At 67.2% G+C, this 18,102-nt stretch carries 16 protein-coding genes; 10 read left to right on the forward strand and 6 right to left on the reverse strand.

Translation table 11 applies throughout. The annotated features are described in order from the left end of the window. Positions 1-1,276: 1,276 nt before the first annotated feature. On the forward strand, positions 1,277-2,098 hold the full coding sequence (locus tag OID54_RS36855) for a lipase family protein (protein WP_329026933.1): 822 nt from the start codon (positions 1,277-1,279) through the stop codon (positions 2,096-2,098). 172 nt (positions 2,099-2,270) lie between these two features. On the opposite strand, the gene OID54_RS36860 is transcribed toward OID54_RS36855, so the two are convergent. Continuing rightward, positions 2,271-2,921, reverse strand: coding sequence for a hypothetical protein (locus OID54_RS36860; protein ID WP_329026935.1), 651 nt, complete (start codon positions 2,919-2,921; stop codon positions 2,271-2,273). A gap of 575 nt (positions 2,922-3,496) precedes the next feature. Then, positions 3,497-4,162 carry a hypothetical protein gene (locus OID54_RS36865; protein WP_329026937.1) on the reverse strand — a complete coding sequence of 222 codons (666 nt, stop codon included), beginning with the start codon at positions 4,160-4,162 and terminating at the stop codon, positions 3,497-3,499. A gap of 486 nt (positions 4,163-4,648) precedes the next feature. Between OID54_RS36865 and OID54_RS36870 the strand changes: the two genes are divergently transcribed. Beyond that, positions 4,649-6,166, forward strand: coding sequence for an alpha/beta hydrolase (locus OID54_RS36870; protein ID WP_329026939.1), 1,518 nt, complete (start codon positions 4,649-4,651; stop codon positions 6,164-6,166). A 205-nt stretch (positions 6,167-6,371) separates the two neighbouring features. On the opposite strand, the gene OID54_RS36875 is transcribed toward OID54_RS36870, so the two are convergent. Next, a complete protein-coding gene (locus tag OID54_RS36875) occupies positions 6,372-7,685 on the reverse strand; it encodes an SGNH/GDSL hydrolase family protein (RefSeq protein ID WP_329026941.1) in 1,314 nt (437 codons plus the stop codon). A 355-nt stretch (positions 7,686-8,040) separates the two neighbouring features. Here OID54_RS36875 and OID54_RS36880 point away from each other — a divergent pair, with 355 nt between their 5' ends. Then, on the forward strand, positions 8,041-9,339 hold the full coding sequence (locus tag OID54_RS36880) for an MFS transporter (RefSeq protein WP_329028003.1): 1,299 nt from the start codon (positions 8,041-8,043) through the stop codon (positions 9,337-9,339). A gap of 276 nt (positions 9,340-9,615) precedes the next feature. Next, entirely contained in the window at positions 9,616-10,857 is a 1,242-nt protein-coding gene (locus OID54_RS36885) for a L,D-transpeptidase (protein ID WP_329026943.1), read from the forward strand. A 79-nt stretch (positions 10,858-10,936) separates the two neighbouring features. On the opposite strand, the gene OID54_RS36890 is transcribed toward OID54_RS36885, so the two are convergent. Then, positions 10,937-11,143: a hypothetical protein gene (locus OID54_RS36890; protein WP_329026945.1), complete on the reverse strand. Its 207-nt coding sequence runs from the start codon at positions 11,141-11,143 to the stop codon at positions 10,937-10,939. 463 nt (positions 11,144-11,606) lie between these two features. Here OID54_RS36890 and OID54_RS36895 point away from each other — a divergent pair, with 463 nt between their 5' ends. Together OID54_RS36895 and OID54_RS36900 are read left to right on the forward strand one after the other, a co-directional pair. Next, on the forward strand, positions 11,607-12,410 hold the full coding sequence (locus OID54_RS36895; protein WP_329026946.1) for an aminotransferase class IV family protein: 804 nt from the start codon (positions 11,607-11,609) through the stop codon (positions 12,408-12,410). A 193-nt stretch (positions 12,411-12,603) separates the two neighbouring features. Beyond that, the gene (locus OID54_RS36900) at positions 12,604-13,581 is read left to right on the forward strand and encodes a hypothetical protein (RefSeq protein WP_329026948.1); all 978 of its coding nucleotides are present in this window, start codon (positions 12,604-12,606) and stop codon (positions 13,579-13,581) included. Positions 13,582-13,878: 297 nt separating this feature from the next. Here the strand turns inward: OID54_RS36900 and OID54_RS36905 are convergent, their stop codons facing one another. After that, the gene (locus OID54_RS36905) at positions 13,879-14,328 is read right to left on the reverse strand and encodes an Lrp/AsnC family transcriptional regulator (RefSeq protein WP_329026950.1); all 450 of its coding nucleotides are present in this window, start codon (positions 14,326-14,328) and stop codon (positions 13,879-13,881) included. A gap of 93 nt (positions 14,329-14,421) precedes the next feature. On the opposite strand from OID54_RS36905, the gene OID54_RS36910 reads away from it, so the two are divergent. Next, a complete protein-coding gene (locus tag OID54_RS36910; RefSeq protein WP_329026951.1) occupies positions 14,422-14,895 on the forward strand; it encodes a rhodanese-like domain-containing protein in 474 nt (157 codons plus the stop codon). 190 nt (positions 14,896-15,085) lie between these two features. Then, on the forward strand, positions 15,086-15,643 hold the full coding sequence (locus tag OID54_RS36915; protein WP_329026952.1) for a GNAT family N-acetyltransferase: 558 nt from the start codon (positions 15,086-15,088) through the stop codon (positions 15,641-15,643). Positions 15,644-15,673: 30 nt separating this feature from the next. Here OID54_RS36915 and OID54_RS36920 read toward each other — a convergent pair whose 3' ends face one another. Continuing rightward, positions 15,674-16,120, reverse strand: coding sequence for a hypothetical protein (locus tag OID54_RS36920; protein WP_329026954.1), 447 nt, complete (start codon positions 16,118-16,120; stop codon positions 15,674-15,676). 275 nt (positions 16,121-16,395) lie between these two features. On the opposite strand from OID54_RS36920, the gene OID54_RS36925 reads away from it, so the two are divergent. Together OID54_RS36925 and OID54_RS36930 are read left to right on the forward strand one after the other, a co-directional pair. Continuing rightward, positions 16,396-17,142, forward strand: a complete 747-nt coding sequence (locus tag OID54_RS36925) for a VOC family protein (RefSeq protein WP_329026956.1) — start codon at positions 16,396-16,398, stop codon at positions 17,140-17,142. 193 nt (positions 17,143-17,335) lie between these two features. Beyond that, a complete protein-coding gene (locus OID54_RS36930) occupies positions 17,336-17,902 on the forward strand; it encodes an EF-hand domain-containing protein (protein WP_329026958.1) in 567 nt (188 codons plus the stop codon). The last annotated feature ends 200 nt before the right edge of the window (positions 17,903-18,102 follow it).

The raw sequence follows: 18,102 nt of genomic DNA on the forward strand, positions 1-18,102 counted from the left end.
CCTTCCCGTGGGGGTCTTGTAGCGCGTGTGAAGCGAGGTGTGATGAAGAGTAGAGCTGAGGTGTTGTGACCGGCAAACGGCCGGTGTGCTCAGTCGTGCCGTGCGGGGCCGCGGTGACTGCCGAAGCGAGCCCCTGTCGGCACACGAGCCGTGCAAGGAAGTGAAGGGGGCGAGTGGATCGTAGCGACACGGAATCGATCCCCATGGTGGGGACGATGCGAAGTCAGCCTCTCACAGATACTTCCCGACAGTGGCAAGATGCCCCAGCCTCTCGAAAAGCATCGTTGAGCTGCGGTTTTCCGGAGTGGGTCGGAGACCTTGAGGGTAGGGACGGTGAGTTGAGCTGTTTCACCTGGGCTTCTGCACCTTCCCGTCCATGCTCGGGAAATCATGTGACTTGTTGTCCTGGGGGGCGTCGAGATGCCTTCTGGATGACGAACACAGAAGCGAGGGGGTGGGAAATTCACCGCCCTCCGGTGAGAGATACGCAACCATCTCCCCTTCGAGTGAACGTGCTGCAACTCACTTCCGTAAGCTGATGTACTGTCAACCGGAACCTCCCGATCACGCTTGGCGTGAACCATTTGCGGTGCCGGGCACTGCCCTGGGATCGCAGCGGAAGAACAGCTGGAGCGAGTCCGACGAACGACTCTGCCCATGTTCCGGAGCCGTGGTACCAACCGCCGCCCCATGGTTCGCCGCACCAGGAAATCCGCAGCGGCGCAAGGTGAGTCGCCATGCCTGTCGGAGTCTTGGGGCTGCTGGTGCCGGGAACGTCGACCCGATTCCTGGCAGCGGGACCGAGGGTCTTCCCGGCTTCCGTGACATCTGCTCGATCGGGTGGAGGCAACCGGGGCTGGGTCACGGCCCAGCGTGGTGAAAGGCCGAAGCGGAAGGCGCCGGCGAGCGGATATCCGTACACAATGCCCGGGAGCGGTCGGATTCATCAGGCTGTTTCAATGTGAAACGAGATCTTCGGGACGAGCATCGCGTCGGACGGCATCGGCGACGAGCGGTGGCACGCGCGGCGCGCCAGCAGGAACGTGAATGCAACCCGGTTCGGATCCCGCAGGCTGCAATGGACCGTGTCACCCGGCTCGGTGCCTCATGGCTGCGGCGAAGGCTCCGAAGCACCGGCCGGGTTCCGACGAGAGCTGCGGCGGGAGTGTGAAAACCGACCCTGCTTCTTTGTCGCAGCCAACCAGATCCAGGATCAACAGCGAGTGAGGCCCGGACCATCGGGTCCACCCGCACAACTCGTACAGGGAGAGCGCTCGTGCCCGTGACTTCCGGGATCGACCACCATGCCACCGGCTACAGCCCAACCCACGCCTACGGCCTGGTGCAGGCAGCAGCCCTGGCCTACGAAGACGAAACCGCCGTCGCGGAACAAGCCGAACAGTGGGGCTTCGAGCAGGTGCGTCACCATCGCTCACGGTTCACCCCGCCGTTCCCCCTCCCCGACACCCAGGCGTTCACCATCGCCAGCGACCGTATGATCATCACGGCCTTCCGGGGTACGGAGCCCCTACAGATCCGCGACTGGCTCTCCGACGCGACCACCCCGCCCTGGCCGGGGCCTGCGAGCACCGGGTACATCCACTACGGCTTCGGCGAAGCACTCGATTCGGTGTACCCGGCCGTGCGCAGCGCCATCGAAGAGTTCCGCACCGGGCGGCAGACGGTGTGGTTCACGGGCCACAGCCTAGGTGGCGCGCTTGCGATGCTGGCCGGTGCGCGTCTGCACCTGGAGCGACCGAAGCTGACCGCGGACGGCATCTACACCTTCGGTCAACCACGGACCTGTGACCGCCTCCTGGCCGCAGCCTGCAACCGGGGCCTCGCGCAGCGCCTCCATCGCTTCGTCAACAACAACGACATCGTCCCCCACTTGCCGCCCGAGCCCGCCTACACCCATACGGCGGGCATGCGCTACATCGACTCCCGGGGAGCCATCCACACCTCGACCTCCCTGCTCACGGGAATCGCCGACCGAGCCAGGGGGTTGACCGCCGACCCCCTGGCGCCGGCCAGTGACGGTGTCCGGGACCATGCGATCCTCAACTACGTGACCGCGCTCAAGAACAGCGTCGGCTGAGGACGTTCACATCCTTCCCCGGCACCCGGAGCGGCCGACTCGCCGCCCGGGTGTCGTCCAAGCAGGACCTTCACCCACACCGAAACCCGTCTGAAACCGGCAGCCGCGAACCCAGAACCGGGAATCGCGAAACCAGGGCGATTGCTGACCAGGACACGACCGTTGCGAGCGGTTACGACGAGGGCAGCGGAGTGTCGACGAGGTCGCCGACGAAGCTGCGTAACACGCCGCGTCTGACCGGAGAGACGCCGGGAACCAGTCGGGCCCCGTAGGCGATGGCCACCCCCGGTCCCGCGTAGCAGGTCCATCGGGTGCGAACCCGCGATGGGGCCGCGGCGGGGCCGTTGCCGTACGGGAGGGGCCCCGCCGCCGACCGTAGGGTCCCGGACGCACGCTCTGAATCGTCCGGACGAACCCCGGCAGGCAGGACCCCTCCGGACAAGGGCTCCACGGAGAACCGGCCACCTTCGTCCGCTTCGGAGATGACCACCCCGATTCGCCCGACCCGGGTGGGTGCCACGGCATCGTCGATGATGCCGTCGAGGTTCGCGGGTATCTCCTGCCCGGACGACAGATGTGTGTACGCCCACGAAGCTGCATCCGCGATCGACGGCATCGCCCGCTGGATGGCCGGCAGAGCCCGTGTCATCGCCTGACTGAGGATGTCCACCGCGAGTGCGGGAGCGGGGAGCACCGCGGCGTGGATCTCCGGTTCCCATGCGGCTGCCTCCCCGTCCATGATCTTGTTCAGACGGGAGAGCTCTTCCCAGTCGAGGAATCCCTCGACGCTCTGTAGAGCGAACATCTCACTGCGGTGGCTCATCAGTCTCCTTCGCACGACCTGTGGGGGCTTCGCATGGCCCTCCTACGATGATGTGACGCAGCCCCGATGCGTCAGGGCGCACACGGCGGCGTGCGGTGGTGTGTCACGAGCCCCGCGGAGCCCCTGAACGCACACAGCCCGTCGGCCATGAGCCGGTCGGTGTGATCCCGTAGTGAACACGGCCGGTACGCCTCCGCATGGGCATGACGAACCGGTGGCCCGGCGGCACGCCCTGCGGGGCGTACGCCTGCGCGCACCACATGACTCTCCGCCGTTCGGCCAGCGGCACCGTTGGTCCCTGACTCCGGCGAGCGCGTTGGCGGAGACTGGCGGGCCGAGCGTCGAGCGCTCGTCCGCGTCGGTGTGTGACGCATCGGCGTGGGCACGGCACTCGTCTCGGCGGCGTGCGCAGCCGCGCGGACCATGGCGGCCGAACCATGGGAACGGGCGGCGTCGTCCCGACAGCGTGCGGACCACGGGTCGCCGAACTGCTGGGCTGGCGCCGTCTCGTACCATCCGTTGGACCTGGTCCATGGCCCCGGTGTAACGGCTCTCGGCAACGAGAGGGGCGCGACTCAGCTCCGGAGGGACGCGGTGGGGAGATCTCCGTCATGGGCCTGGCGAGCCCGTTGGGTGAACATCTCCGCGAGTTCTTTGAGCTGCTTGTCGGTGTGAGGCTTGTGCGCAACGCCGCTGCTCGTCTTGATCGCGAGCAGCGTGGGGCCAACCTGGATCTGGATGTACGAGCCGAGGCCGTCGTTGTGCTCGCCGCGCCGGGCGCCGCTCTGATCCCCCAGTTTCCCGATCTTGGCCGTCTCCGCAGGAATGATCCAAGCCGTGGCGGCGTCCTTCCACAGGAAGGGGTAGGCGTTCCTCGCAGCCTCGGTGTCCCGATGGGCGAAGACGGTGAAACTGAAGTCACCTTCACCCTCCTTCGTCAGGACGGTGGTTCCCACTCCCTTCGCCGCCACGCACTTCCCCAGCTGACCGCCCGCGCACGGGCGCTTGTCGGAGCCCGCGCTCAAGTCCAGGACCGTCGAACTGTTCCTCTTGGCACCCGGAAGGTCGGATGCCTGCGGCAGGACGGCCTTGATCTCGGCCTGTGTCAGTGTCTTCGCCCGCTCATGCGTGCCCGAATCCGGCTGGCCGTCGTCCTTCCCGCTGCCGCCACACCCTGCCACCAGCAGCGCAGCCACCAACGCGGCTGCTGCTGCGCACCGTGCATCGAGCCTGACCATCATCCGCCCCCTGCATCATGTTCGTTCGCACATACGGACGCCTCATCATCCTCAGCGGTTGCGCGGGGAGTGGCGAGGGGTTGGCACGGAACCCGCGCGGGCCCGTGGGTCGCGCACCATCGAGGTGCAGCGGGCGAGCGGGGGGCTGGCGTCGGCTGCGGCGTCTCCGAGGAGCGCCAACCGTTGCGGGAGGGAGCCGATCGGTGTTCGCGGTGACGGGTCCGCTACCCCAGGGCCCGGCCCCGGCTCGGGAGCGGCGGAGGCATCGGCCTGGGCCAGAGCCGGTGTCCCGATCCGCCTCGAAACCATGGCATTCGGCATCTGTCCTGAATCCGTCCCGTTCGTCTTCAGGTCCGAACTACCTTTTATCGGACCGGAGTTCGAAAATTTCGTCCAAGGGTGAATGATGTGCCACAACGGCCCCGCCCCACCAGGGCCGACCTGTTTGACACGCCGAACGGAAGGATCGACGTCGTGCAGGTAAGACGTATGGCCCCCGCGCTTGCGGTGAGTTTGATGGCGACGCTGGCTCCAGCGCTCGTCACGGCCCCGGCTTCGGCCGCGCCCGCTCCCAGCGCGGTCCCCCCACCCGCCCACGCACCGCAGAAGCTCAGCTGGCAGGGATGCGGTCCCGCCCTGCCGGCCTCGCTGGAGTGCTCCACGGTCAAGGTGCCGCTGGACTACCGGCGACCGACCGGCAAGAAGCTCGACATAGCGATATCCAGGATCGCGGCGACCAACCCGGCCAAGCGCCGCGGGGTGCTCCTCATCAACCCCGGCGGCCCCGGCACCTGGGGTCTGGACATGCCCGCCTACCTCCAGGGGGCATTCCCCGCCTCCGTGCAGGAGCGGTACGACCTCATTGGGTTCGACCCCCGTGGCGTCGGCAGCAGCAGTCCCCTCACCTGTGGGCTCACCCCCGCGGAGCTGGACGGGGAGCGCGCCTACACACCGCAGGCATTCGACCAGCACGTCGCTGTGACCCGCAGCATCGCCGACAAGTGCCGCAACAAGTACGGCGAGGAGTTCCTCCAGCAGTTCAACACCCGCAACACCGCCCGCGATCTGGATGTGATCCGGGGCGCGCTGGGGGAGCGCAAGATCAGCCTCCTCGGGTACTCCTACGGCACCTACCTCGGAGCCGTCTACGCCCAGATGTTCCCCCGGGGTGTCGACCGGTTCATCCTCGACAGCGCGGTCGACCCCGCCGATGTGTGGCGCGACAGCTTCCGGACCTGGGCACCCGCGGCCGAGCAGGCATTCAAGCGGTGGGCGTCGTGGACCGCCGCGCGCTCAGCCACCTACGGGCTCGGCGACACCTCGGCAGAGGTCTCCCAGAGCTTCTGGCGCATCGTCGCCCAGGCCGACCGCGAACCCATCCGGGTCGGGAGCACCCTCCTCACGGGCACCCAGATCCGTGCCAACACGCGTACCGCCTTCTTCAAGGTGCGCGCAGGTGCCGAGGCCGTCGTGAACCTCAAGAAGGCCGCGGCCGGTGAACCCACGCCGGAACTGCCGCCCCTGTGGGGATGGGACGACAACGGCACCGCCATGTTCTGGACCGTCGCCTGCGGTGACGTGGCGTGGCAGAAGAACCCCGAGACCTACCGCAAGGACGCGGCCCGTGAGACGGTCCGCTACCCCCTCTACGGCGACTACAACTCCAACATCGCGCCGTGCGCGTTCTGGGGGAAGACGGCCGAGCCCACCACCGTCGTCGACAACGACGTACCAGCACTGATCCTCCAGAACGAGTGGGACTCCCAGACTCCGCTGAGCAACGGGCAGGGGTTGCGTCGAACGCTGGACGGGGCCCGCATGGTCACCGTCGACGAGGGCGAGGGCCACGGCGTTTATGGAACGGGCGTCAGCACCTGCGCCGAGGACATCGCGAACACCTATCTGACGACGGGCAAACTGCCCGCGAAGGACGTCAGCTGCCAGGCGACCCCGGCACAACAGCTGCGCAAGGGCGCGGCCGTCCCGAGGGCACTGCCGATCCGCTGACCCGCTCGGTTGACCCTGGTCCTGCGAGCCTGACGGAGACTGCGGTCCACCGGCCCGTCAGGCAGGGCGACTGACGAAGGACCGGTCGCAGATCTCGTTCCGAGGACTGCGACCGGTTCCGCCGCGGGTCGAGTTCTGCCCTGGACTCGCTCCCGCCGAGCCGGGCGAGGCAGTGGACCTCGCCCGGCTTTTGGGCCGGACGGCATCAGGACCGTCGAGCACGCCCTTCGGGCACCTGGTCGCTGACGGCTTCGGCCATCGCGTCCATACCCGCGTCGTTGGGGTGCAGTCCGTCCCCGGAGTCGTACACCGGAGCCAGTTCATCACCGTGGCCGGGGCGGGGATCGGCCAGTACCCGGTCGAAGTCCACCACCTCGTCGTACGCCCCGCTGGTCCTGATCCACCGATTCACGGCGTCGCGGACCTCCTCCTTCTGCGGGGTGTAGTAACCGGCGTACGTCTTGAAGGGCGTGAGAGTGGCGCCGATGACCGTGACCCCCCGCTGTCTGGCCGCCCGGATCAGCGCTCGATGACCCTCGATGACCTCGTTCGCAGTGACGACCGGGCGCACTCCACAACCCCAATCGGGGAGTCCACCGCCACCGATGTCATTGATGCCGATCAGGACCACCGCGGTATGGACCCCCGCCTGCCCCAGCACGTCATGACGAAATCGAGTGGTCCCCTTGTCGCCGTAGCAGAGCGAGTCGGTGAGGAGCATGTTCCCACTGATGCCGGCGTTGACGACACCGAGGCGCCGCCCGTCCGCCAGCAGCCGTTCGCTGAGCCGGTCGGGATAGCGGCGGTCGGTGTCGGGCGTGGAGCCCCAACCGTCGGTGATGGAATCCCCGAACGCGACGACACCTCCCTCGTTTCGCACTCCCCGCACATCGACCGAAGAGACGAGATAGCGCGACTGACCCGTGTCGTCGGCGAACGTCGTGCCCGTCGTGTCGTGCGTGAGGTCGCCCGTCGCACGATAGGACGTGGTGAGTCCGTCCTCGTGGAAGCTGACGGGCCCGGTGCCACCCGAAAAGTAGAGGGTGATGGTCAGGCTCTCCCCGGGCCGCACCGACAGTCGTACCGGGTCTGAGTACCGCTCCGCCCCCACGGGCACGACGGTGTCGGTGTGATGAGCGAACCGCAGTGACCGAGCGGTCCCCGGGACCACTGCCGCCCCTTCGGCGGTTCTCGCCACGGTCGCCCGGGTCAGGCGGAGCGCCTGTTGTCCGAACCGGTTGGACACCCGGACCCTGACCTCCGAGCCTGCGGTGCTCACCCGCATCACCTGGCGGACGCTCTGGTCGTTGAAGCCGTCCCACGACCAGTTGGGCCACGACCACGGCAGGGGCGCCGCCGGGCGGTAGAGGCTGGAACCCCAGGCTCCCGTCCAACTCTGCTTTCGCGCCGAGCGGTCCGATCCGGACGGGACCGAAGTGGCCGAGGCGGGGGTCGAAGCGACCGCCACGACGAGGGCGGCGGCGCCCAGGGCGGACAGACGGACGCCTCGATTCGACATGCGCAAGGGGACTCCTTCAGTCAATGGATGCGGCGAACCTATCGGCCCCGCCTCCATGAGCGGAATGGCTCACGGCGACCTCGGACGCGAAGGTATAAACCCCATACAAGGCAAGGCAGTTGGACCACCCGGAACATCCGGATTCGACGTGTCGCGATGTCGAATCCCCCTGCCCGGAGACGGCCGACCGGACCACCTCCCCCCGCAGGGAAGACGGGCGTCAACAGTTCAAGGCCGCTCTGCCGTAGCTCCACCACCGCACGAAACGTAACCGGGGACGGCGAACCGACGTTGGCCCTGCATGCGTCCACGTCACACCCCGCTGCCCGTACCCGGTCAGCGGCGGTCCCCCTCCATGCTGCGGCTCGCGTTCGCCTCGCTCGCCGGCACCGCCATCGAGTTCTACGACTTCTTCGCCTACGGCACCGCCGCCGCCCTCGTACTGGGGCCGTTGTTCTTTCCGTCCTTCTCGCCACTGGCCGGAACCCTTGCCGCCTTCGGCACCTTCGCCATCGGATTCATCGCACGCCCGGTCGGCTCCGTGGTCTTCGGCCACATCGGCGATCGATACGGACGTCGCCCGGTGCTGCTCGCCTCCCTGCTCACCACCGGGTGCGCGACCGTTGCAGTGGGCTGCGTACCGTCGTACGCATCCATCGGGCTGGCCGCTCCGATCCTGCTGCTCGCACTCCGCTTCCTTCAGGGGCTCGGACTCGGGGGAGAGTGGGGCGGAGCGGTGCTCCTGGTCGCCGAACACGCACCCCCCGGGCGACGGGCGCTCTGGGGCAGCTTTCCGCAGATGGGACCACCCCTGGGGTTCCTCCTGGCCAACGGCATGATGCTCACCCTGTCCGCCGTGCTCACCGAACGTCAGTTCCTCGACTGGGGTTGGCGGGTTCCGTTCTGGGCCGCCGGTGTGCTGGCCGTCGGTGGTTTGCTGCTGCGGACCTCACTGACCGAGACACCCCAGTTCCATGAGTTGGCCCGAAGCGGCGGTCGGGCCAATGCACCCGTCGCGGAAGTCCTACGGCACCACCGGCGACTCCTGCTGCTGACCGCGGGGGCGCTGTCGATCGGATACGCGGTCTTCTACGCGGTCAGCACCTGGGCGCTGTCCTACGGTACGGAACAACTGGGCGTCAGCCGTACCGTGATGCTGCTGCTCGTCATGGTCGCCGTTGCGGTGAAGGGCGCGCTGACACCCGTTGTGGCGCTCCTCGGTGACCGGTTCGGCCGTCGCCCGCTGTGCCTTGCGGGAAGCGCCCTCGCGGGTGTGTGGATGTTCCCCTTCGTTGGATTGCTGAGCACCGGGCAGCCAGCCCTGATGTTCGTCGGTCTGATGGTGGCGCTGCTCGCCTTCGTCACCATGTTCGCGGTGGTCGCCGCGTATCTACCGGAGTTGTACGAGCCACGGGTGCGCTGCACGGGCGCCGCGGTCGGCTACAACCTGGCCGGAGTCCTCGGTGGCGCACTGACCCCCATCGTGGCAACCGCGCTGTCGGATGGATCGGGACCGCCCTGGGGCGTGGCGATCTGGTTGACCGGCGTCGCGGTGCTCAGCACGGCATGTTTCGCGGCGCTGCCGGAGACCAAACCACGGTCCGCCGGCAGGGGGACACCGAAGCCTGTGGACGAACAGTCCGTGCCGGCTTGAGCGGGTGCGCAGGCCCGGAAGGGAGCGGTGTAGAGCAGTCGGTTCCGCGTCAGGCCGGGGCCGGCGTGTCGCCCGTAGAACCAGGCCCGATCGCGCTTCCGCCGCGGGGGCTTCGCCGAGTCCACTGGGCGGCACAGCCACGACGAGGAGACCGGTCGCCATCATCCCGTGTTCCGGCTGTTTGTGACGAGAATGTAGCAAACCGGTGGTCGGGCAACCTTTTGGGCTCACACTCCCTCTCTCCGAGCGATTCCCCATCGCCTGGAGGCACGAACCATGTTCAGCAAGCAGCAGCGCTTCGCCCCGTCCCGCAGCACGTCGGAGCCGGGCCGCACCACTGCGGGCCGCGATCGCCGGCTGCCTGCCATCGCCTCTGCCGGACTCGCGGTACTGCTGGTCGGCGCCTGTTCGGGCAATGGGTCACCGGACGATTCCCGCGGCGGCAAGAGCGTGGGGGAGGCACCCGCGCGGCCGGAGATCTCGGTCAACCTCCAGGGCCAGGGAGCTGCTCCGGGGAAGCCCGTCTTGGTCAAGCTGGCCCGCGGTGAATTGAAGGACGTGAAGGTCACCACGGGGAAGGGGGCCGTTCTGGGCGGCGCGGTGTCGAACGACGGCCGCACCTGGACCTCCCGACGCGCCGCCGCACCGGGCACCGCATACACGGTGCGGGCGACCACCGCGGACGGCGGCTCGGCACAGGCGACCTTCGCCACCGCCGCTGCCGAGAAGGTCAACAAGCTGGAGCTCAGCCCCGGCAAGGGCACCACCGTCGGCATAGCCCAGCCCGTCTCCATCGTCTTCGACAACCCGGTGAAGAACCGCGCCGCGGTGGAGCGTGCCTTGAAGGTGACCACCTCGAACAAGACCGTCGGTTCCTGGGGCTGGATGGAACACTACGACGGCAGGACCCGCATCGACTGGCGCCCCAAGGAGTACTGGCCGACGGGGACCAAGGTGCGGCTCCAAGCAGAGCTCAACGGCATCGACTCGGGCGCGACGGGCGGTTGGTTCGTCCGGGACTACGACATGGAGTTCACCATCGGAACCGCCCAGGTGGTGAAGGTCGACCTCGGGACGAAGAAGCTGACGCTGCTGCGCGACGGCAAGGTCGTCCGCTCGATCCCGGTGTCGGCGGGGACCCCCGGAGGCAAGAAGCGCTCCTGGGGCGGTACATCCGTACTGATGGCCAAGGAAGGCACCATCAACATGAATTCGGAGACCGTCGGCCTCGGGGACGCGTACAACAAGATGGTCGACTACTCGATGCGGTTGACCTGGTCGGGGATGTACGCCCATGCGGCACCCTGGAACTCCGCCCACTTCGGCAACGCGAACCGCAGCTCCGGCTGCATAGGGATGAGCACCTCGAACGCCTCCTGGCTGTACTCGCAGGTACGAGCCGGCGACCCCTTCGAGATATCGGGCCCCGGGCACAAGGGCGACCCCGCACCGGGCAATGGCTTCGGCGAGTGGAACCTGTCCTGGCAGGAATGGCAGACGAAGAGTGCCCTGTCCTGACCGGCATCGACCGGTCGGCGTATCGACTGGCTTCGACCCGCGACCGATCGTCACGTGGGAAGCCCGCCTGCGCGGGAGGTCAGGACCTGCTGTGGGTGTGCTCACGGCGGGCCTGCGCCCGCGCCTGGCGGTCGGCCGCGACCACTTTCAACCCCGCCTCGCGCAGGCGCCCGTATCCGGCCGGTTCGACGACGTACCAACAACGGCCGCACACATAGCCGCCCTCCGGCCCGGCCAGGCCGGTGAGATGGCCGCAGGTGTCACATCGAACGCGTTGAGTGCTCATGCGCGACCGCTTCCACGATCAGCGCAGGACCGCCGGTCCTCAAGGCCCTGCACCACGGTGGTGCGGCGGCGTGCACAACTCATCAGCCGGATCTCCTGAACTGGCGTCGGTGCTCCCTCAGGGGGCGACCCTACAGCCGTACCCGGGCTCCTGACAGGAACTCCCGTCAGGAACGTCGACCGGAATGCGGAGGAATCATCGCCGGGGCGCCCGCTGAGCCGGGGCAGCACTCCCGGGCGTGGCGCGCTCGCCAGACGGGCCTGTTCGCCCACTGCCGCGCAGACAGCAGCGTCCGTGGCGCACTCCCCGTTCGCATCCCATGACAAGCGAGGCAGACGACCCGAAACCGTGCCCGCCGACGCTCCGACCTGGCCGGTCACCGCCTGGAAAGACACCTCAACGGGTCCGCCCAGTGGATCGTCTGAGGGGGAATGAGCAGGGCCGACGACCTGTTGGGCAACACATGACCTCATACGTTGCCCTGCACAACGGCCGGCCCGCGAGCGCCGAGGACCTGGTGCCGCTCGCCTTCGCGGGCTATGCCCACTTCACGGCCTTCCAGGTCCGAGGAGGCCGGGTCCGCGGCCTCGATCTCCATCTCGATCGACTGCGATCGGCGTCGGTGGAACTGTTCGGCCGCGCACTGCCCGACGACCGGGTGCGCGCACACCTACGCGCGGCGATCGAAGCCGGTCCCGCAGACCTCTCGGTGGTGGCCACGGTGTACTCACCAGCAGGAGAGTTCACCGTGGCGGGGGACGACGTCGAGCCCGAGATGTTGGTCCGAACCGCGCCACCGGCATCCGGGCCCGAAGGGCCGTTGGCATTGGGCACCGTCGCCCATGAGCGGGTCGTCCCCGCCGTAAAACACGTCGGCGAGTTGGCCAAGACCTACTACCTGAGGAAGGCCGTCGAACAGGGCTTCGACGACGTGGCCTTCATCGACCGCCGAGGACGGCTGAGCGAGGCATCAATCTGGAATCTGGCCTTCTGGGACGGCTCGGCCGTGGTGTGGCCCGTGGCCGACATGCTCGGTGGTACGACGATGGGCATCGTGCGCAGGCAGTTGGAACACCTGGGCGTACCCCAAGGCGACCAGGAGGTCACAGCCGAAGATCTGCCCTCCCTGGCCGGCGCCGTCGTGATGAACTCATGGACACCGGGTGTTGCGGTGCACCGAATCGGCGCCACCCCGTTTCCGGATGCGTCACCCTTCAAGGAACTGCTGCACCGCGCCTACCGGGCGGAACCACTCGTATCCGTGTGAGACCGGGCCGTATTCCATCACCATCCAGGGGTGAACGGCAGAGCCAAGCGTCGTGCCTCACCCTGGACTCCGCGCGGCCGGGCAACCGCACTGAGACCTGCGAACGCTGAGCAACAGCCCCTGAACTGCGGGCATGAGGCGATGGGGGGGACTGGAGATCGAACGTGTTCGATCTTGCGCTAGCGTCCCCCGCATGATGAGTCGAACATGGGCCGCCGCGGCTGTCGCTCTGCTCAGCGTCGCAGGCGCAGCCCCCACTGCCGCTCACGCCTTAGCCCCCTCTGCCAACGAGCACTGGCAACCCGTTGGCACTGGGATGACCGGAGGCGTCAGCGGACTCGCAGTGATCGAGAACGGTACGAGCACCGAAGGGGCCCTCGACCTCGTGATGGTGCGGGACAACAAGAATCCCGGCGAGAATCGGATTGCCACCGTGCAGTACCGACCCGCCAGCCCTCCCGTGGTCAGAGAGCTTCCCTGGCGGGGAATGGACGAGCCGAGGGATCTCGAAGCAATCGACGCCGTACCTGGACAGCCGGGCGACTTCGTGGCCCTCTCCAGCGACGGCACCGCCTACCACCTCACTCTCGACCCCCATGCGGCCATGGTGTGGGGCAGCTCGCCCGTTCCCGGCCGCGCACCGGGAGACAACTACGAGAGCTTTGCCCTGACATACCAGCACGGCCGAACCGTCGCGGTGTGGTCGACCCGAGGGTCGAGTGACGCCCAACCCGCTCAGGTGCGCGCCGCGGTCTACGACCCCAACAGCGGAGTATTCGGTGCGGCGTCCGGACCGGTCGCCTTCAGTGTGCCCGACCCCTTGCCGGTGGACGGACAAGAGGTACGGCATGCCAGCGACATTAAGATCCACGACGATGGAACGGTGTTGCTGACTGCGGCCTCGGACCCGAACATCAACTCCGGACCGTTCGCCTCGGCTGTCTATCGCGCGGGCAGGGTGACCGTCGATTCCGCTGGCCGCATCGGCGTGAGCCTGAAGTCCAAGGGACAACTCGTGCCCCTCGTGACCTTCAACAAGGAAGTGGACAACCGCAAGATCGAAGCGGTGGCCTGCTCCAGCAACTCCAGCGTGGGCATCGTGGGCACGGATGACGAGGAACAGGGCGGCTCGCTCCTGCCGCTCGACATCTGTCCCCAGCCCAACCCCTGATCGAGCAGTTCTGGCCGCACACGGTCGTGTTGAACTCGTGTTCTGAACGAACCTTGCGGCTACGACGCTGAGGTCCCCGGGTGTTGTCCGTGCGTCCCCCGTCCCCCACGAAGGAACGAGTGGGCAACACCCGCGGGTCACTTCCACTGCCCGGGCGTGGGACATGTAGCGCTGTTGCTGGTGTCCTGGGCCGTGCCAGCCAGACCCCCGGGAACACCCTTCTCGATGGGGCTGCCTTCACATTGACCTCTACCGAGGTACGGCTGAAGCACACCCGGGGGACTTCGAAGACACGACCTATGACACGGCGATGGCGCGGCTGGGGAGAGGGCTGGAGTACACGACGCTGGTGGTCACGGACCCAAGACTCGCGATGCGCCCCGTGGTCGATTCCAGATGGCGCATGGAACGAGCGAGGACCTTGAGCACGAAGCAGTCCTCGCCGGTCACATGGTGGGCTTCCAGGATCTCGGGGGTGGTTGCGAGCAGGTCATGGAACGGTTTGTAGTTGCCCGTCGGGTAGCGAAGACGGACGAAGGCCAGGATGCCGAGTCCCAGTCGTTCCGGGTCCACCACGGCCGAGTAGCCGCTGATCACGCCGCTCTCCTCCAGCCGCCGTACCCGCTCGGTGACGGCACTCGCCGACATGGAGACCGACCGTGCCAGGTCCGCATAGCTGGCCCGCCCATCCTGTTGCAGGGCCTCCAGAATGCGCATATCGGTTTCATCAAGGGAATCATCGGCCATGGCCAACTTCTACCATGAATTTCGTGGCCCATTGATGGGAAGACCGATGATCATCGGTTCCAGTGCACAAGTCGGGCCCGTAGCGTCGTGCACATGACCGAAACCGCTCCAAGTCCAGTGCTCCGCACGCCTTTTGCGGCGCCCTCCGCAGCCGCCGCCTTCTTCGCCGCGCGGCTCGCGTTCCAGACGGACGTCGCCGATGTTCACGCCTCGATGCAATCGGCCGACGTTGGATTCGTTCTGGTCGACTCACGCGGGGCCGCCGGTTGGCAGCAGGGCCACGTTCCGGGCGCCGTCCACCTGCCCACCGCAGACATCCCCACTCGCGCCGCTGATGTACTGGACCCCGCACTCCTCGTCGTCACCTACTGCTGGGGTCCTGGTTGCGACGGCGCCACCCGCTCGGCGCTCGCCCTTGCGCAACTCGGATACCGGGTCAAGGAGATGATCGGGGGCATTGAGTACTGGATCCGAGAGGGCTTTCCGGTCGCCGGCGCCACCGGTACCGAGCAGCGGGCACCCGATCCTTTGACGTCGCCGATCAACGCTGCATCCTGCTCGTGCTGAGGTACTGAGTGGGTCCGGTCAGGGACCGCCCGACCACCGTGGTCGATCCGTCGATCCATCGACAGTTCGGTGTCATCGGTGTCATCAGGGTTCTCGGAATTCGGCGTCCTCGCATTCCACCCGGAGGATGGTCCGGTCCCAGCCTGGCCGGAGGTTTGTACCCCGTACGGTCAGGATGATGAAATAGGGGATGGCCTCGTTCTGGACCGGTAAACGGATACGTCTACGGGGCATCGAGCCCGACGATTGGGCGGCGTTCATGCGTATCGCCGTGGACGAGGAGCGGTTGGGAGACCTGCTCCAACCACCTCGCCCTGCCGAGAGCTACCGTGCCTGGGCGCAGGAGCAGGCCGCTGCCGCCAATAGGGGAGACTGCTTCCAGTTGGTTGTCGAAGCCGTAGAGACGGGCGAAGCGATCGGCGCCGTCGGCTCGCACCATGCCGACCCGCGTGCGGGATGGTTCGAGTACGGCGTCTCGATCGGAGCCGGCCACCGCCGAAAGGGGTATGCCGCAGAAGCCGCGGTTCTGTTGATGCGCTTCATGTTCGCCGAGCGGCGCTATCACAAGTGCCAAGCGAGGATCTTCGCAGACAATGAGGCGTCATTGGCGTTTCAGCGGCGGCTCGGCTTCGTCGAAGAGGGTCGACTTCGCGATCAGGTGTTCTTCGCTGGTCGGCACCACGATCTCGTCATGATGGGGCTTCTCGTTGACGAGTTCGACCGGATGCACTCACTCCGAAACCCATGACCCGAGCACCTCGTCACCCGCCCCGACGCCTCACACGGCCCACCAGCAGTACAGACGATGACCGGTCGATCGGGCGCGACCGGCCAGGGCCGACAGTAGAACCAGTGCCTCGACTGCGCGTTCGGCATCGACTCCGGATGCTTGAAGCTCATCGGTCTCGGACCAAGGCCCGGCGGCCTCGACGAGAGCGTCGGGGGTCGCGGATGCAAGCGCCTCCTGCACGGTGTCGGACACGCTCATGATGAATGCGCTCTCCGAGTCCGGGGACGACAGCAGTTGCCCCACGCGTGGACGCTGGCTCACTTCGTCGTAGGTGCAGTTGGTCAAGATCGCTTCGAGTTGGGCCATCACGACGACCGGATCGACGCCCTTCAACGCCACCACATCGAAATGCGAGGTGTTCGGTCCGCCGAACTGGTCGAGAACGTCGATGGCCGCGTCATCGTCGGACGCCGAGAAGTATTCACACATCACCATGCCGTGATCCTCTCACCGAGGACTGACAACGCAGCATTGGGGAAGTTCGCTGCGCAACCAGCAACCAGCAACCAGCAACCAGCAACCAGCAACCAGCAACCAGCAACCAGCGCACCCAGTCGTTCCCCCAGCCAGCCAGCCAGCCAGCCAGCCAGCCAGCCCTGCCACCCTCCACTCCAGCGCGCTGGGAGGCCGTCGATCGCGGCCGGCGTCCGCGAGGCATTCGGTCGCGTTCCGGCCGTGGTCCCTCCCTGCCGGCACATAGGATCGCAGGTATGGCACTGCGACCCGTCCAGGTGAACATCAAGGCTCTTGATCACTCGGCAGTCGGTCGGTTCTGGGCGGAGGCGCTCGGCTGGAGTGTCTACAGCGGGGAATCCGGAGAGACGACCTATGTCGGACCCGCCGGCGGCCTTGTCTGGCCGGACCCGGTCGCCGTCGGCGTCGACGTCGTCGCGGTCCCCGACCCCAAGACACAGACGAAGAACCGTGTGCATATCGATCTCGCCACCACCTCTGCGGCCCATCAGACGGAGTTGGTCGCATACCTCCGAGCTCTCGGTGCCACGCCCGCCCATGTGGGCCAGGGCGATGTGCCCTGGTCGGTCCTCGCCGACCCGGAGGGCAACGAGTTCTGTGTGCTGGAGCCTCGGGAGGTCTACCGGGACACCGGACCGATCGCCGCGGTGGTGGTGGACTGTGCGGATCCGCGGGCCATGGCCCACTTCTGGGGCGAGACCATGGACTGGGCCCTGCACGAGGTGTCCGACGACCATGCGGTGTTTCGCTCTGCCGAGGATGTCGGGCCCTATCTTGAGTTCCTGCGTACACCCGACGTGAAGACCGTGCCGGACCGGGTCCATCTCGATCTGCTGCCGCACCCCGGTGGTGACACGGCAGCGGAGGTGAATCGGTTGCGGTTTCTCGGCGCCATCGATCTCGACCTCGGCCAGGGGGACGTTCCATGGACGTGCCTGACCGACCCGGAGGGCCATGAGTTCTGTGTCCTCGCCCCGTACTGACCCATGACCGGTGTGACGGTTTGCCACGGACGGGACCGGCCGAACGCAACTTCGGGTGGAACCGCCCCGACCAGGGCAGCCGCTCGGCCGTCTCGCAAGGCCCGTGTTGATGACCTTTGCCCGAGAGCCGGACGGTCGCCGTGCCCACCTGCTAGGAAGGAAGGTCTGGTGCACACCGATCGAGAGGCCCGCCATGTCGGACGAGTTACTCCTCCAGAAGATCAGCCACGGTTTCGACCATCTCGACCGTGACGGTGACGACCGGCTCACGGAGCACGACCACATCCTGATGGGGAAGTCCGTCGCGGCTTCCCTCGGGCACGCCGAGGGTTCTGCGGCCGAGGAGCGTGTGGTCGCCGCGTACTTGGCGATCTGGCACAACTTGCATCTACCGCATCTGCCGCCTGGGGCGGATGCACTGAGCCGTGCGGAGTTCATCGCGTCCACCCGGACGTTGGCCGACGATCCGGCCGCGGCGACGGCGACCCTCGGTGCTCTGGCCGAGGCGTTCTTGGCGGTGGCCGACACGGATGGTGACGAAACGGTCGACGGGGAGGAGTTCTTCGCCTTCCAGCACGGGCACTTCCCCAACCTGACCCAGCAGGCGGCTGCCGTGGCATTCCAACACCTTGACCGTGACGGGGACGGCAGGCTGTCCCGGGATGAGTTCATCTCTGGAGTCATCGAGTTCTGGACGAGCCGTGATCCGCAGGCCCCGGGCACTTGGTGGACCGGGACGATCGACTTCGCCCCGATCTAGTCCCGCCGGAACCGGACGGACGGAGTGCGGCCCCGCGCGCATCGTTCGGCTCGGCCCGACACAGTGATCGGACCGTACTCGTGCTCGGGCCGATGCAGTCCATGAACGATGTCGGCAGGGGGCCCTCGGCATACCGACGGAGAAGCCCCGCGACGACGGCCTCCCACCGCTCCCGGGACGCTGTTGGCGAATGGTCCTTG

The sequence above is a fragment of the Streptomyces sp. NBC_00690 genome (assembly GCF_036226685.1).
GTDB lineage: Bacteria > Actinomycetota > Actinomycetes > Streptomycetales > Streptomycetaceae > Streptomyces.

What these genes read in the sequence shown, in the direction of transcription:
- OID54_RS36860 (WP_329026935.1), bottom strand. Translation starts at nt 2,921, where the DNA reads ATGAGCCACCGCAGTGAGATGTTCGCTCTACAGAGCGTCGAGGGATTC.
- OID54_RS36865 (WP_329026937.1), bottom strand. Translation starts at nt 4,162, where the DNA reads ATGATGGTCAGGCTCGATGCACGGTGCGCAGCAGCAGCCGCGTTGGTG.
- OID54_RS36870 (WP_329026939.1), top strand. Translation starts at nt 4,649, where the DNA reads ATGGCCCCCGCGCTTGCGGTGAGTTTGATGGCGACGCTGGCTCCAGCG.
- OID54_RS36875 (WP_329026941.1), bottom strand. Translation starts at nt 7,685, where the DNA reads ATGTCGAATCGAGGCGTCCGTCTGTCCGCCCTGGGCGCCGCCGCCCTC.
- OID54_RS36880 (WP_329028003.1), top strand. Translation starts at nt 8,041, where the DNA reads ATGCTGCGGCTCGCGTTCGCCTCGCTCGCCGGCACCGCCATCGAGTTC.
- OID54_RS36885 (WP_329026943.1), top strand. Translation starts at nt 9,616, where the DNA reads ATGTTCAGCAAGCAGCAGCGCTTCGCCCCGTCCCGCAGCACGTCGGAG.
- OID54_RS36890 (WP_329026945.1), bottom strand. Translation starts at nt 11,143, where the DNA reads ATGAGCACTCAACGCGTTCGATGTGACACCTGCGGCCATCTCACCGGC.
- OID54_RS36895 (WP_329026946.1), top strand. Translation starts at nt 11,607, where the DNA reads ATGACCTCATACGTTGCCCTGCACAACGGCCGGCCCGCGAGCGCCGAG.
- OID54_RS36900 (WP_329026948.1), top strand. Translation starts at nt 12,604, where the DNA reads ATGATGAGTCGAACATGGGCCGCCGCGGCTGTCGCTCTGCTCAGCGTC.
- OID54_RS36905 (WP_329026950.1), bottom strand. Translation starts at nt 14,328, where the DNA reads ATGGCCGATGATTCCCTTGATGAAACCGATATGCGCATTCTGGAGGCC.
- OID54_RS36910 (WP_329026951.1), top strand. Translation starts at nt 14,422, where the DNA reads ATGACCGAAACCGCTCCAAGTCCAGTGCTCCGCACGCCTTTTGCGGCG.
- OID54_RS36915 (WP_329026952.1), top strand. Translation starts at nt 15,086, where the DNA reads ATGGCCTCGTTCTGGACCGGTAAACGGATACGTCTACGGGGCATCGAG.
- OID54_RS36920 (WP_329026954.1), bottom strand. Translation starts at nt 16,120, where the DNA reads ATGGTGATGTGTGAATACTTCTCGGCGTCCGACGATGACGCGGCCATC.
- OID54_RS36925 (WP_329026956.1), top strand. Translation starts at nt 16,396, where the DNA reads ATGGCACTGCGACCCGTCCAGGTGAACATCAAGGCTCTTGATCACTCG.
- OID54_RS36930 (WP_329026958.1), top strand. Translation starts at nt 17,336, where the DNA reads ATGTCGGACGAGTTACTCCTCCAGAAGATCAGCCACGGTTTCGACCAT.